General features: G+C 41.7%; 14 protein-coding genes. 4 read left to right on the forward strand and 10 right to left on the reverse strand.

What is annotated here, in order from left to right:
- From LUCIF_RS14615 to LUCIF_RS14625, 3 genes are all read right to left on the reverse strand, one after another.
- Nucleotides 1-626: S-layer homology domain-containing protein (locus LUCIF_RS14615; RefSeq protein WP_133306301.1), on the reverse strand; the 626-nt coding region annotated here is incomplete at its 3' end.
- A gap of 229 nt (nucleotides 627-855) precedes the next feature.
- Nucleotides 856-1761 carry a PTS sugar transporter subunit IIAB gene (locus LUCIF_RS14620; RefSeq protein ID WP_122628629.1) on the reverse strand — a complete coding sequence of 302 codons (906 nt, stop codon included), beginning with the start codon at nucleotides 1759-1761 and terminating at the stop codon, nucleotides 856-858.
- Nucleotides 1762-1776: 15 nt separating this feature from the next.
- Nucleotides 1777-3153 (reverse strand): sulfatase family protein, encoded by a 1377-nt coding sequence (locus LUCIF_RS14625; RefSeq protein ID WP_207857740.1) that lies wholly within the window; start codon nucleotides 3151-3153, stop codon nucleotides 1777-1779.
- A gap of 282 nt (nucleotides 3154-3435) precedes the next feature.
- Here LUCIF_RS14625 and LUCIF_RS14630 point away from each other — a divergent pair, with 282 nt between their 5' ends.
- Entirely contained in the window at nucleotides 3436-4161 is a 726-nt protein-coding gene (locus tag LUCIF_RS14630) for a GntR family transcriptional regulator (RefSeq protein ID WP_165866011.1), read from the forward strand.
- 617 nt (nucleotides 4162-4778) lie between these two features.
- On the forward strand, nucleotides 4779-5645 hold the full coding sequence (locus tag LUCIF_RS14635; RefSeq protein WP_122628631.1) for a cation diffusion facilitator family transporter: 867 nt from the start codon (nucleotides 4779-4781) through the stop codon (nucleotides 5643-5645).
- 109 nt (nucleotides 5646-5754) lie between these two features.
- Here the strand turns inward: LUCIF_RS14635 and LUCIF_RS14640 are convergent, their stop codons facing one another.
- Complete coding sequence (locus tag LUCIF_RS14640; RefSeq protein WP_122628632.1) at nucleotides 5755-6684, reverse strand: glycoside hydrolase family 53 protein; 930 nt, start codon at nucleotides 6682-6684, stop codon at nucleotides 5755-5757.
- Nucleotides 6685-7086: 402 nt separating this feature from the next.
- Complete coding sequence (locus LUCIF_RS14645) at nucleotides 7087-7332, reverse strand: hypothetical protein (protein ID WP_122628633.1); 246 nt, start codon at nucleotides 7330-7332, stop codon at nucleotides 7087-7089.
- Nucleotides 7333-7514: 182 nt separating this feature from the next.
- Here LUCIF_RS14645 and LUCIF_RS14650 point away from each other — a divergent pair, with 182 nt between their 5' ends.
- On the forward strand, nucleotides 7515-8189 hold the full coding sequence (locus tag LUCIF_RS14650; protein ID WP_122628634.1) for a DMT family transporter: 675 nt from the start codon (nucleotides 7515-7517) through the stop codon (nucleotides 8187-8189).
- Between the two features lie 77 nt (nucleotides 8190-8266).
- Here the strand turns inward: LUCIF_RS14650 and LUCIF_RS14655 are convergent, their stop codons facing one another.
- The 3 genes from LUCIF_RS14655 to LUCIF_RS14665 form a co-directional block, all read right to left on the reverse strand.
- The gene (locus LUCIF_RS14655; protein ID WP_122628635.1) at nucleotides 8267-9202 is read right to left on the reverse strand and encodes an alpha/beta hydrolase; all 936 of its coding nucleotides are present in this window, start codon (nucleotides 9200-9202) and stop codon (nucleotides 8267-8269) included.
- Between the two features lie 18 nt (nucleotides 9203-9220).
- The gene (locus LUCIF_RS14660) at nucleotides 9221-9832 is read right to left on the reverse strand and encodes a TetR/AcrR family transcriptional regulator (RefSeq protein WP_122628636.1); all 612 of its coding nucleotides are present in this window, start codon (nucleotides 9830-9832) and stop codon (nucleotides 9221-9223) included.
- A 143-nt stretch (nucleotides 9833-9975) separates the two neighbouring features.
- Entirely contained in the window at nucleotides 9976-11154 is a 1179-nt protein-coding gene (locus LUCIF_RS14665) for an MFS transporter (protein ID WP_122628637.1), read from the reverse strand.
- Nucleotides 11155-11498: 344 nt separating this feature from the next.
- Between LUCIF_RS14665 and LUCIF_RS14670 the strand changes: the two genes are divergently transcribed.
- Nucleotides 11499-11984 (forward strand): hypothetical protein, encoded by a 486-nt coding sequence (locus tag LUCIF_RS14670; protein WP_122628638.1) that lies wholly within the window; start codon nucleotides 11499-11501, stop codon nucleotides 11982-11984.
- 184 nt (nucleotides 11985-12168) lie between these two features.
- On the opposite strand, the gene LUCIF_RS14675 is transcribed toward LUCIF_RS14670, so the two are convergent.
- Together LUCIF_RS14675 and LUCIF_RS14680 are read right to left on the reverse strand one after the other, a co-directional pair.
- Nucleotides 12169-12909 carry a LytR/AlgR family response regulator transcription factor gene (locus LUCIF_RS14675; protein WP_122628639.1) on the reverse strand — a complete coding sequence of 247 codons (741 nt, stop codon included), beginning with the start codon at nucleotides 12907-12909 and terminating at the stop codon, nucleotides 12169-12171.
- A 113-nt stretch (nucleotides 12910-13022) separates the two neighbouring features.
- Nucleotides 13023-13745, reverse strand: coding sequence for a sensor histidine kinase (locus LUCIF_RS14680; protein ID WP_122628640.1), 723 nt, complete (start codon nucleotides 13743-13745; stop codon nucleotides 13023-13025).
- Nucleotide 13746: the final 1 nt, after the last annotated feature.

Here is a 13746-nt window from a genome sequence, read left to right on the forward strand (position 1 = left end):
TTAATTTTTGTAGTAAAGTTAAACCGGTCAATCGTAGATATGGTACCGGAACTTTGAGCGTTTGTCCCAAAGGTTGTCCACGGATTGTTTGAGAAGTCTGCTTTATCCGGCGCTGCCGAGTTATAGCGGAAAGAAAAGCTGGTATTATTGTCAACTTTGGCGGTACTGTCAAGCAGGAACCGGTACTGTTCATTCATGGAGCTAGGTTTATTGGGAGTATTAAATGCTTTGTCTGTATAGCGAAATACTGCATTGCCTTTGAACACAATATTGGGCTGATTGGCTTCGAGTTTAGAGACGCGTACGCCGAGGCTATCCAGTTCGGCCGCGAACTCGGCGGCCAATTTGTTGATTAAAGCCTTGTCCTGTGCGTTGGCTTTATCTTCTTTAGTTACCGCATTGGCTACAATTTGGGCCATTTCGTAACGGGTCATAAGATTATTACCCTGGAAAGCGCCGTTGCCATAACCGGATAGGATGCCGTCCTGAACCAATTGTTTAACAGCACTGTAAGCCCAGCTCCCGGCGGGAACATCGGCGAACGGACTGGCAGGCGCCGCGGACGCGATTGCCATAGTGCTCATAACAATTACAACCACCATAAAAACCATAAGTACTTTTTTCATTTAGAAATCCTCCCCCTTAGCGACGATCTTAACACCGCTTCTTTTTATAACTCTCAACTAAGTAAATAATAAGTTCTATTTGGCTGTGGAGAAAATCACCTCCCCTCCTAGCATATTAATATAGACAACCCAATATAAACTGTTTGCGTATCTGCTAAAAGTTTTCCTTATTACTCTATCTGGTATTGGACCGGTTCCTGCCTCATCAATAGTTAGCGATTATACTGGTCTATTTATCAATGATGGAATTGAAATCATCCGGATTGTCATTGGGGACCATTTGTGCCGTAAAATACGTTCCTTTTGCGATAAGTTCCCGGATAATCGCGGCTTCTTCCGGCAAAAGGGATACCGTTTTGCGATAAGCTGTTGTTCCCGGACGCGCCGGAACATTTCCCAGATTCACTTCCTTGAACAGATATCCATGCCCCGCCAGCGCCTTCAATGTTTCGACGCGCTGTATAAGCACCAGCAGCCGTTCTCCCTCATAAGCCCCAGGTTCCTGTAGCCGTTCCGCCGCCTTACGCGTGGATAGGATCGACAGCTTTATATGATTTGGCTTTGCCATTTTCAAAGCCATCTTCTGCATTTCATCCTTTACAGCCAAATCATCGATAACCATGATCCGGTTCACACCAAGCTTCGGTACCCAGGCTGTCGCGACCTGACCATGAATTCCGCGTGCATCGATCCTTACATTCCGTATCTCCATGATGCCCGTCTTTTTTTCTTCATCAACTGCTGATACCGGGTTGTCTAAAGCCTTTCTCATATCCTGTATCCCGCTTCTCCCCGCCTTCAGCACAGCGGACAAATCAGTATCCGGGCCCAGAATTGACGTCAATAGCATCGGCAGATTCATTCCGCTGATGAGCCCGTATCTTTCCTGCGGCAAAAATTCCATTACTGCCGCATTGGCAGGAGAACCACCAAGCAAATCGGCAAAAACAAAGACCTTTTCATAATCTCTGAACGAATCCGACATCTCCTGCATTTTTTTCTTCAGATCTTCTTTCCCTTGGTCTGGCTGCAGGCATATCGTAGACACATTCGATACATCTCCGACAATCATGCTTAACGAATACTTGAACGCTTCCGGTAAAGTCCCATGTCCTACGAGCAAAAAGCCTCTCATCCTTTCTCATCTCCTTTAATTTCCCAAGCTCTCATAATCATCCGCATCTTTCGAGTTCGGGGAATATGTTTCTTTTTTATTGACTTTCCATTCCTTCCGGATTTCGATTGGTCCCTCAAGCAGAGGATCCTTTGTCCGAACCATGAATCCATACAGCTCTCGCCGCATATGTTCAAGCTCCTGCCGGTATTCCGGATTCCGTGCCAGATTGTTCTTTTCAAAGGGGTCATAATATAAATCATAAAGACATTCAGATTCCTTAGTCACCTTCGACAGGCCATGTTCCTGATAGAATTCCTTGACCGGTGAATTGTCGATATTGGAATAATTGACTTTCAGATAATCCTCGTCAAAATACCGGATATACTTAAAGCGCCTGCTCCGTACCGCGCGTACCGGCTCATAGGAGGTATGGAAATTGATTTCACCGAAAATCACCTCGTCTCCCTCGCATTCCTTCCCCGCAAAAAGCCCCGCAAAGCTTTTGCCTTCCAGATACTCCGGCATCTTGATAGCGACCAGCTCACACAGCGTAGGAATTACGTCGATATGGGAAATCAATCCGTCATAGCTATTCTTGCCATATCTTGAGCCCGGGACACGCATCGACAGGAGGACCCCTATGCCGCTGTCATTGAGTGTGCATTTCGCAAACGGGTAAGCAAGCCCATGGTCTGTCGTAAGAACTATGATGGTCTTATCATACAGATTGTTCCGCTTCAATGCGTCGATGACCTTACCGACATTATCATCGGCCAGCTTGGCGCTTGTCTTATATTGCGCAAAATCTTTACGCATGACTTCATTGTTAGGCACATTGGGCGGCGGCTGCGAATTGTCTATGGAAATTCCCTCTGCGATTTCCGCCGGATATTTCCTATGCGTGGCATGCATCCCATAGGAAACAAAGAATGGCTCTCCACGGTCGTAGCCATCTAGCCACCGGCTCAAATTATCCGCGTTGTCCTTATCCCAGCATACGAGTTTTTCTTCAGAATACTGCGTATGATTGGCACTCAAATCCTCTATATAACCCAGCGTACCAATCGCCATTGCATGATCCGTATAGTAACCAATTTCATGCTGGACACCGCATAAAGCCGTATGATAGCCATTTTGGCGCAGCAGGTTTGCCAAATGCCAGTCCTGTCTAATGGAGAATCCTCTCTGCGCGAGTCCCAGCATTCCGTTCTGATGGGGGAATACCCCTGTCAGAAGCCCGGCCCGGCTCGGTGAGCAGGTCGGTGCGACGCTGAAAGCATTTTGGAACAGTACTGCATCATCACACAAACGTTGATAATTCGGTGTTGGGATTCCATACCCATATGCACTGATCATCCTGCCTGTATCGTGTGTATGCAGATACAGGATATTCATTTTCGTAGTATCCATTTATATCTCTACCTTTCGATCTCACATTGTATGTTCAGTGTATACGCAACAAACAAAGGAAACAATATCAAACTCCTTTTTTGATATAACAAATTAAATTATATTAATACAAATCATGTATTCATTATTATGAAAATACTGTTTATTCCACTATGCGGGAATAGGTTTTTCATATCAAACAGCAATATATCTGATTCTTCTTCTATAGCAATCCTATATTTCCGTCCATATTGAATCGGCATGTTCTTCCTTGTATAATACAAATTATAAGAGGTGAGTGATTTGTATTCTTCCAATCCACTATATAAAGCCATTGCCGGAGATTTGATACAAAAAATCGAAGATGCCGTATATCCTAAGGGAAAGACTCTGCCTACCGAGGAAAAGCTCACGAAGATATATCATGTATCCCGTGTCACCATCCGCCAGGCCATACAGGTTCTCGTCGAAAAAAAATATGTAAAGAAGAGGCAAGGCAGCGGATCACAGGTAATCTTCTCAAAGAACAGCTCTATCATCGAACGCTCGGCAAAAATCCTGCCTTTTTCTGAAGAAATGCGTACCCTGGGCAGACTACCTTCCTCCAGGGTCATCTCCTTCCAAATCATCGTGGCAGACAAAAAGCTTTCCTCCCAGTTGGAGCTCGCAGAGCATGAGCCGGTCTACAACTACAAACGGATACTCATGGCAAACGGATACCCCTATTGCTTCGAGGAAGGCTTCATTCCCGTAAAGCCGTTTTCCGACCTTACGCTTGAACATTTATTGACCTCAAAAATCGCTTATTTTGAAAAAGCAAAGGGTATCATGATCGATTACAGCCACCAGATTGTCCATGCCGTTCTCCCATCTGAAGCCCTGTGTACGTTGCTCCAGGTGGACAACAAAAAGCCTTTATTGCAGGTAACGAACATCACCTACCAGACGAACGGAATTCCTCTTGATAAGACCGTCATCACCTTCGATTCTGAAATCTATCCGGCCAGCTTCATAAAGCGGAAACGTTGACGGACTTATTCGATGCCTTGCCGGCTCCAAGAAAGCACCACAACATGAGTGTCGTATCATTATCGATAAACTAAAACTTAGCCAAATAATAGCAACAGGCCGGTTAAGGTGTCCAAACTTACCTCAACCGGCCTGTCTTCTGTTTCTATTCGATTATACATTCGACTTCAGTACCGTCAGGCAAACTTCCCGTTACCACCATTTTAATTTATCCAGAAGCCATAAGCTTTTGGATTTTTTATTGGGGTTGTCCATTAACCAAATCTAGTCGTAAACGTTCACCAATCGACATACAGAAACATATCATATATAAGTATTTGCAAAGAAATAGGCATTTTACTTAAACGTTTATAGAAGGTGCAGCCTTCTACAAACCTTGCGGAATTCCTTGGGGGAAATCAGAAAAGAGATTTATCATCCGTTAGCTACTCCCCTTTAGGAGAGCCTATTAAATTTTCTGCTGCATTGTATGCATATCTCACTTAAATGTTATTCACTTTTTTTATTAATTTATATGCGGTAATATTTCTAAAAAATATCGAGAATCGTTATCATTTCCTAAGCTACTGTATTCTATGAAACGATTGCGGGAATTGGAACAATAGGAGGAAAAAAATATGCAATCGGCAAAATCGTTAAGCCTGTCAATCTTTTTAACAGCGTTCCATTTTGCCGCCAAGCTGATTGGCGGATATATAACAAACAGTCTGGCTTTAGTCAGCGATGCCTGGCACCTGCTGACTGACCTGTTATCACTTATCATTAGCTGGTGGGCTATAAAAAAAGCGGTGCAACCTCCCAATGCGTGGGCTACCTATGGTTTTCACCGGGTAGGAATTCTGGCTGCTCTGGTCAATAACGTTTCGCTGGTAGCCGTCTCCTTTTACATTCTGTATCAGGCTTATCTGCGCTTTCTTCATCCCGAAACCATCGAAACTGCGGGCATGTCCATATTAGCGATAGTGGGTATCATTATTAGCGCCGCCATTGTTTATTTAATACATGATGGTGCAAAGAACAACCTCAACATGCGCAGTGTCTGGCTCCATTTTGCCGGAGAAACCTGTGCCTCAATCGGAGTATTGGCTGGTGGTGTGGTTATATATTTTACTCATTGGTACTGGATTGATACTTTTCTCAGCGGAATTCTGGGCCTAACCATTTTACGCGGTGCGCTTATCATGCTAAAAGATATTATCATCATCCTGCTAGAAGGGATTCCTGACAATTTATCTCTACAGGAGATTACCGCTTGTTTGAACCAGCTTCCCGATGTAACAGCCGCCAGGGACATCCATGTTTGGTGTCTGGCCGAGGAACAAATCGCTCTGTCTGCTCATATTGAAATTGCCAGCGACATACCGCTTTCTCAGACCGAACCTTTACTAAAGCAAATTAAGGAAATGCTCGCCGGAACCTTTCACATTACCCATGTAAATATCCAGTTCGAGTTACACGAATGCCGTGATTGTCATCATGTATAACAGAAATCCCCACATTCATCCTTTGTTTTAAATCAATGGGATAAAAGACCGGCAGTCGAAGCTACCGGTCAAACAAAATGTTATTTTTAATATCTAATCTATACTTTTTTCAGTATGCGGACATAGCGCTTGTTGGTTCTTTAGTCGAAGGGTCTGTTGCTCCCATAGTATAATTGTTCCAATTATAACATTCAGGCTCCCAATAAAATATTCCAACCCCGCCTACAGCTTTAACATTTGTTTTAAGCTGACTGAGAAACTTTGAAGCCGTTGTCGGGTCATTGTATACAAACCCTGCTTCTGAAATCACAACATTTGAACCATATCTTGATTGCATATCCTCCATATTCGCTAAGCATTTGCTGTTATAAGCAGTGTAATTACTTGCCGTGGGATAAAGCGACATTCCGACGATATCCCATTTGCCGTTAGCTGCTTTTAATCCATCAAAAAACCATCTAAAAGTAGTATTATCATAACCGTTGGCTAAGTGAACGATGCATTTAATTGAACTGTTTACGGCTTTAACTGCGTTATAACCAGAGTTAATCAGCCATGCAACATTGGAAAAACCATTTGAAATATTTCCGAGCGGCCATAATAAACCCGAGTTAATTTCGTTGCCTATTTGCACCCAGGTAGGAGTTACGCCAGCATTTACCATATCAGTTATAACTTGATAGGTATAATTATATACCTGAGTTCCTAATGCAGACATCGTAGTATCATTGGACCAAGCAGTAGGGATTGTCTGAGCTCCAGGGTCTGCCCAGGTATCACTATAATGAAAATCTAACATGATAGCAGCCCCGATTGCCTTTGCCCGTTTTGCCATTGCAATGACTTGTGCTTCACTACACATTCCATTATATGGGTCACTGGAAGGATTAACCCATAGTCTTAATCTAACGGCAGTAATCCCTAATTCTTCCATGATTGTCATCTCATCTTGCGTTGAACCACTTGAATTTTTGAAAGTATAACCTTTTGACTCCATTGCAGGCAACCAGCTCAAATCCGCTCCTTTGTAATAGGTCATTTAAATCACCCTCCCAAAATTATTTTTAGCCAATATAAGCCAGAAACTCTTATAGCCAATGTGTTTCCTGCATATCGGCTTTCACTTATATACATTCATTACAGCTTCTCTTTTTAACGGGGCAAAATAACCTACTTAGCAGAAAATAAAACAGCCACCCATTGAGAATCCGATCAATCTCGAATACCCGCCGTCTTCCCATTTCAGGGATAATGGTCGTATTTTTCCTTTGGTGTCATGAACTGCAGATTCAGGTTTGTTAGTAGTGGATAAGATAACCGGTAATTAATAGGCATAAGAGTAATTTCTATTAAACTAAAAAAATAGGCGTTGGAGCAGAAACACTGAAAAAGTGATCGTTTCATGAATTTGAATACGGTAGAATAGAAAAAGTGGACTTTTTCAGTGGTCTCGTTGGGAATATGGATTATTTTTTTTAGTCCATTCGCTTAGGTCGGAAGGGCCGGAGACTATCCCGCCTAGTTTATCCCATTCCGGGTAGCCGGTAACATGAATCGAAACATTATCAGCAGCAACCCATGGACTGTAGTGAACCTCCAATTCTTGATTTTCAATTCCTAAAACAAAATTTCCTTTTCCATCGGGTTTAATCCAAAAGGTACCAACTGGGCTTTTATAGGTATACATTCAATCTCCTTTCTTCTCCAACGCCCAACAAGATTTCACTAAAGCCTTCTTCGTATTGAATAACTGGCTCCAGATCATCTATAAAGTATATCGGGTAGACTAAACAATTAGCATCTCCTTACCATCCACTTTAAACCAGTTTGACAGACACTAAAATTTTAACATAGAGCTATATATATATTGTGGCTGTTCTAATTTCCAGCATTCCTGTTTTTTCTGTATTGTTCGCAGTTATGTTTTTGCATGAAAAGGTTTATCTATATACGGTAATTTCTTTGATTGTTAATATATCTGGTATAGCCGTTATCATAGATCCGCGTCGAATGACTGGAAGTACAGCCGGAGTAATTTTGATTTTACTTTCTGCTGTTGCATTTGCTGCTTATACTATTATTGGAAAGAAGCGTATTCAATATTATGGAGGCACTGCACTAACTTGTTTTAGCTTTTTGTTTGGCAGCATAGAAATTTTACTATTGATACTTATTACTCGAATTCAGCCAATTGCTGCCTTTTTCTCCGAAAACGGCATGAGTTTGCTGTCTAGAGTGCCACTGTTGTATGGCGTTACCCTCCATACGCTACCAAATTTAATTTTTACCGGCATATTTGTCACAGGACTTGGATATATGCTTTATTTTTTAGGCATAGAAGCCACTTCGACAGCAACTGGGTCGCAGGTTTTCTTTATAAAACCTGCCTTAGCGCCCCTTTTGGCCTTGCTTATTCTTAAAGAAGCAATCACTACAAGCATGATCACAGGAATTGTTATAATTATTGTAGGTTCCACTATTTCTTTTATTGGTGACCGCAAAATGCGGAAAATCCAGATGTCAGGGGACGGGGACTTCCCATAAAAAACAAAACTCCTGCCAAATTTCACATTATTGGGGCAGAAGTTTATTGATGATGGTGGTTAAAATTAAAAGACACTTTATTTGATCACGTATGTTTTTATAAAAGAACATATCTCGTCCATTGCCTGTCGGCATTCCGGAATGAAAGAAGGCATTAAAGCAAAGCAATGCCACATTCCTTCGCCAACATTCAGCGTAACATTGACGCCCGCGGCTTTCGCTTTTGCGGCAAACCGGGTCGAGTCATCGAGCAGAGTTTCATCGCCGCCTACCTGGATAAGTATGGGCGGAAGTCCGTAAAGATCCCCATAAAGCGGAGATATCCACGGCAGGCAGGGGTCATTGTCTCCTGCATAATATTTACTGCAGACATGCGCCATCCTCTTCGGGGACAGGCAAACATCAGCGTTTGTTCGGTGGGACTCCCCTGTTTGATTCAGGTCGGTCCAGGGAGAAAGAGCCACCGCCGCCTCCGGAAGGGGAATGCCTTGATCCCGCAAGGCAAGCAGCGTTGCTAAGCACAAACCACCCCCGGCGGATTCGCCAACAATCATAATATTAGAGGGCAAAATACCTTCAGCCAAAAGCCACCGATAAGCGGTCACCATGTCATCCAATGCAGCGGGAAAAGGATGCTCGGGGGCTAAACGATGCTCAACCAGTAGTACACTTACCCCACTGCCCTTGGCGATTTTGGATACAATACGCCGGTGATCCTGGCATGATCCACTGACATACGCACCGCCAATTGCATATAGTATTACTTTATCTTTTGCTGCTCCGTCCGGTATTAGCCATTCAGCCGGAAGACCCGCCACTGCAGCAGGCGATATTTTTATTCCGTCTATTCGCTTGCCGAACAACTTGCCGAATACTCTATGAAATTCCTCGCATTGCCGGCGAAAATCCGGTATTGATGTATTAAAATCCCAGGCCCTTTCTTGCAGTTGAAAGCGGAGCAAATGCCTGTGCCTTAAAACAAAGGCAAACAGCCGACTACGTAAACTTGGCATTTCTATTCTCCTTCTTTTCTATTTGCTTTTTTCAGTAAACATGCCGATAAGGATATTCGCATCCGGCGCTCTAAAATTCTCGCCTTGCACGGCATTATAGATTGCCAGCCCATTTAACGACGCCCAGAAAACCACGGCCATATCCTGCGCATCATATTTTTTGAATGTGCCGTCCTTCTGCCCGGCGATTATGATTCGGGTAATCACTTCATGTAGCAAAGACCTGCTCTTGACAATTTCTTTTGCCTCATCCGGTATGGCTTCAAATATGGACGCCTGATTAATAAGCAGATAATAATATGCGGTCTCTTTATTTTCAGCAAACCCTTGCAGAAGCTTTTCGATTGCCATCCTTATTTTTTCAAGGGGGCTTAACGGAAGACGTTCTAAAGCCAGCACAGCTGCAATCATCTTGTCATACGCATCGTGTAGAAGTTCAACGAAGATTTCCTCTTTAGACTTGTAATAATGATATAAAAGCCCTTGCGAAATATTGGAGGCCGTAGAAATATCCGTGATCTTCGTCGCGGCAAGCCCCCTTCTGGCAAATAGCTTTAATGCGTTGGAGAGTATTTGCTCCCTGCGCGCATCCTTGATTTCCTCATTTAGTATCTTATTCCTTGGCGACATATACACTCCTCACAATTGATTGAAATTTTATTCAATATAAATATATTCTCCTCAGGTGAATATGTCAAGAAGAAGCAATCAGAAAGAAAAGGAATGTTCCCTCCGCTTCTATAGATCGAAAAACATGATGCACCCGGCAGGAATCAAATTTTAATAGTATTATCGAGCACTCGGTAGACATATATTGCCAGCCCGTCCAGCACAATGAGCATTCCTGCGAGTACACAAAAAGAAACCGCAAGACTCGACTGATGCGCTATAAAGCCGATGAGCGCCGGCCCCGCGAGAATACCGAAGTACCCCATCGTACTCACGGCAGATACGGCCATATTGATTGGCATGACCTTCTGCCGGCCCGTTAATGAGAAAAAAATTGGCACAATATTGGCCATGCCAAGACCAATAAGGAAAAACCCACTAAATTCCAATGGCTGCCAAGTGGCAAATATCACAATTAAAAAACCGGCGACAGCGGACAAGCTCCCAATGAATACAACTTTTTTGCTGCCGAAGCGCTTTACAAGATAGTCTCCGCCGAGCCGCATTGCGAGCATGGCCGCAGAGAAAATAGAAAATCCGCTACCTGCAAATGAAAGGTCCAGACCGCGCACGGATGTTAAAAACACTCCGCTCCAATCCATAATTGCCCCCTCGACGAGAAAAGAAATCATCGCAATAATGCCTATAAAAATCACAATACCATGTGGCACAGCAAATGGTGAATTATCGATTTCTCCGCTGTGTTCCTCCAAAAGAAATCTGGCAAAAGTAAAGACCAGTATTGTAATAACCGTTGCCGCGCAAAATGTAGCCCCAAATGCAGGAATTCCTAACTGAAGCAATAAACCAAAAGCTCCGGCGCCTACAAAGCCACCTACGCTCCACATGCCGTGAAATCCCGACATAAGCCGCTTGCCAGTTGCTTTTTCCAATACAACCGCACAAATATTCACAACGACATCTATTATTCCCATAACCGCGCCAAAGACTAGCATTGCAGCCACACAAAGCCAAAAATTCGAAACCGTGCATAAAACGAGCAATAACACCGCATAAAAAAGCGCTGCACCCATAAGTATGCGTTTACAGCCAAACCATCTCACCATGAATCCCGAAAACGGCATTGTAAGCAAAGACCCCGTTCCGATACATAGCAACATGAATCCGAGAACATCCTCTCCTACAGCCAGACGCGCTTTTAAAAATGGCACAAGCGGCGCCCACGAAGCCGCTCCAAAACCACCTATAAAGAAGAACGCCCGTACTGCGCTTTCTTGGCAATATTCCGGTTTTATTATTTCTCTGCCTGAAATTTGTTCCATAAAATCCCCTTCATTTTTCCTCTCGAGCTAAATTGTAGGTTAGAATTCTTTTATTACTTTCTTGAAAACATTGTAATATAGTATTAAATAGCATCACAATAACAGAAACTGAGAACTGTACGGGTACAGTTCATTTTTAACCGGTACAACACTCCAATTTAGCAAAATAGCCGGTCCAGAAAGTAAAATAATAAATTGGATATGCCCGTCAATAGACGGGTTTTTATTTGTCACTTTTTTGTCACAAATTTATTATAAGCTTTAAGAAGAAAAATTTTCCATACGGTTATAATTTTGGACTGGCATTTAAAAACAAAAACGAAAATAAAATGAGGAGTGATTTTATGTGGCAATTGTCAAAACGGATTCTTATTATAGTAACCGCCCCTTTTCTATTTATAGGTGCATGGTTTCTTTACAGTGGGTTCACAGCAGAACCTGACATGTATACCGGTTCTACCTTATCAAACTTCTATTACATGATGGGCGGAATGTTCATCATTCTCCCTCTTGTCCTCGCGGGAGTAATTTTCTTAGTCATCAAGAAAATCAATACCAGAAAAATATATCTTGCCCAAAATGGCATAAGAGGCGAAGCAGAAATACTGTCCCTTGAACAAACCGGAATTTATATTAACAACCTTCCTCAAATTAGATTCCAACTGCAAGTAAATCTGCCTAATCGAGACCCTTACCAAATCGAACATAAAGAAACAGTAAACTTAATCAGCCTAAATTCTTTAAATATAGGGGCTAAATTCCCGGTTTTCGTCGATCCTGTCAATCCTGAAAAAGTTTTATTGCTTTTCAACTCAAGGTTGGAGTTTTAACCTATATGAGTAAAAGTTTATAATATTATCTCAAAAACGCCTTTATTAATCTTTATTTCCCATAAAAGAAAACAAAGCTCCTGCCAGATTCTGTATATTGATGGCAGGAGTTTATTATTCATTCTTCTCTCGAGTATTATGACAAACAAGGAGCGTCCCTCCTCGTCCTATTATTTATATCATATCAAATACCAATCTTCATTTTAAATTTCTGTTCTAATAATGTTGCCTTTTCCTTCGTTAGCAGCGCATCCTCTTTTATGCCTCTAAGTTTAACAATATACGTCCATCTTCCGTACATAGCGATTCTGTAAATTTTACTAATTTGAATAATATAAGATTTGTGACTGCGTATAAATTGGGTTTCCGGCAGTTTCGCTTCAATTTCTGAAAGCGTTTCTGTTGTATGGTATTTTCCTTGTTCAGTAATGATAGTAGTTGTTCGGTCTTCACGCTGAATCAGTATAATATCCTTAGTATGAACAATTGCCAGTCCTTCTTTATCCTTAATGAGGACTTCATCCCTTATTTCCCCTTGGATTTGAGCATATTCTTGTTCATTGGCTTGAATGTGTTGCATCCTGTTAACTGTTTCTTTTAATCTATCCATTTTAAAAGGCTTAACAAGATAGTCAAAAGCATATAGTTCGAATGCTTGTGGCATATATTGTTGAAATGCTGTTACAAAAACAATCATACACTTGGGGTTAATATCAATAATTTGCTTAGCTGCATCAAAACCGTTTTTTTCCCCCATTTCTATATCTAAAAAAACAGCATGAGGTCTACGAAGTGTAACCATTTCAACAGCTTGATCGGCATTTTCGGCTTCTCCTAATATAACCACATCTTTAATTGTATATAAGGCTTTTCGCAACAATAAACGCATGCCTTCCTGATCATCAGCAGTAATGACATTAAACAAAACGGTTGAACCCCCTTTCCTTCTAGAACTTTAAGATGTTCTTCCCTTTTAGCTTATACTTTTATTACGCTACGTTTTATTTAATTCAATTCACTGTGCTTCAAGCATAAACTTTATGCCTTACTTGTCGCTTTAAAAATCTTTATGGTAAAGATCATCCCATACTCAGCGCTGGTAGCCCAAACATCCCCATAGTTTTTTAGTGCTTTCTTAACAAGAGACAGACCCAGGCCATGTCCTGCTTGACTCTTACTTGTTATGCCTTCTTTAAAAACAGAAGTTATCTCTTTCTCATTTAAACTCTCCCCAGTATTACTAACCTCAAAAAAATAGCTGTTCATATCTTCAAAAACCTTTATCCAAACGCATTTTTCCTCTTCCACCTTGGAGGTTGCTTCCAACGCATTATCAATTAAATTACTTAAGCAGCCGCATAGATCCCACTCTTCCATATCAATTTCAGAAAGATTAGAACTTGCATTAACAATAAAACGAATCCCTTTCTGTTCAGCCTCATTGCTTTTAGTTTGCAGAAGAGCATTTATGGCAATCTTTTCTGTTTTGATGTTATTGTTTAACTGATTAATTTTACCGTAAATTTGATTGAGATAGCGGGATGCTTCCTCGTACTCTTTGAGTTCAATCAAGCCATAAGTCACTTGCAAATGGTTTAAAAAATCATGTCTTTGAGCCCTTAAATCATTATTTAGTAATTCAATATTCTGATACGCTTTTATCTGCTGTTTATTTTGCCGCCATTTACTAATCAGAAAGATATTTATTACTAAAAGCAGCCCATTGGCGCAAACCATAAGAAATACTAATCTAATTTCCATT

Origin of the sequence: Allolucifera butyrica, assembly GCF_900476375.1 — a bacterium.
GTDB lineage: Bacteria > Bacillota > Negativicutes > Sporomusales > UPPP01 > Lucifera > Lucifera butyrica.

What these genes read in the sequence shown, in the direction of transcription:
- LUCIF_RS14620 (WP_122628629.1), bottom strand. Translation starts at nt 1,761, where the DNA reads ATGAGAGGCTTTTTGCTCGTAGGACATGGGACTTTACCGGAAGCGTTC.
- LUCIF_RS14625 (WP_207857740.1), bottom strand. Translation starts at nt 3,153, where the DNA reads ATGGATACTACGAAAATGAATATCCTGTATCTGCATACACACGATACA.
- LUCIF_RS14635 (WP_122628631.1), top strand. Translation starts at nt 4,779, where the DNA reads ATGCAATCGGCAAAATCGTTAAGCCTGTCAATCTTTTTAACAGCGTTC.
- LUCIF_RS14640 (WP_122628632.1), bottom strand. Translation starts at nt 6,684, where the DNA reads ATGACCTATTACAAAGGAGCGGATTTGAGCTGGTTGCCTGCAATGGAG.
- LUCIF_RS14645 (WP_122628633.1), bottom strand. Translation starts at nt 7,332, where the DNA reads ATGTATACCTATAAAAGCCCAGTTGGTACCTTTTGGATTAAACCCGAT.
- LUCIF_RS14655 (WP_122628635.1), bottom strand. Translation starts at nt 9,202, where the DNA reads ATGCCAAGTTTACGTAGTCGGCTGTTTGCCTTTGTTTTAAGGCACAGG.
- LUCIF_RS14660 (WP_122628636.1), bottom strand. Translation starts at nt 9,832, where the DNA reads ATGTCGCCAAGGAATAAGATACTAAATGAGGAAATCAAGGATGCGCGC.
- LUCIF_RS14665 (WP_122628637.1), bottom strand. Translation starts at nt 11,154, where the DNA reads ATGGAACAAATTTCAGGCAGAGAAATAATAAAACCGGAATATTGCCAA.
- LUCIF_RS14670 (WP_122628638.1), top strand. Translation starts at nt 11,499, where the DNA reads ATGTGGCAATTGTCAAAACGGATTCTTATTATAGTAACCGCCCCTTTT.
- LUCIF_RS14680 (WP_122628640.1), bottom strand. Translation starts at nt 13,745, where the DNA reads ATGGAAATTAGATTAGTATTTCTTATGGTTTGCGCCAATGGGCTGCTT.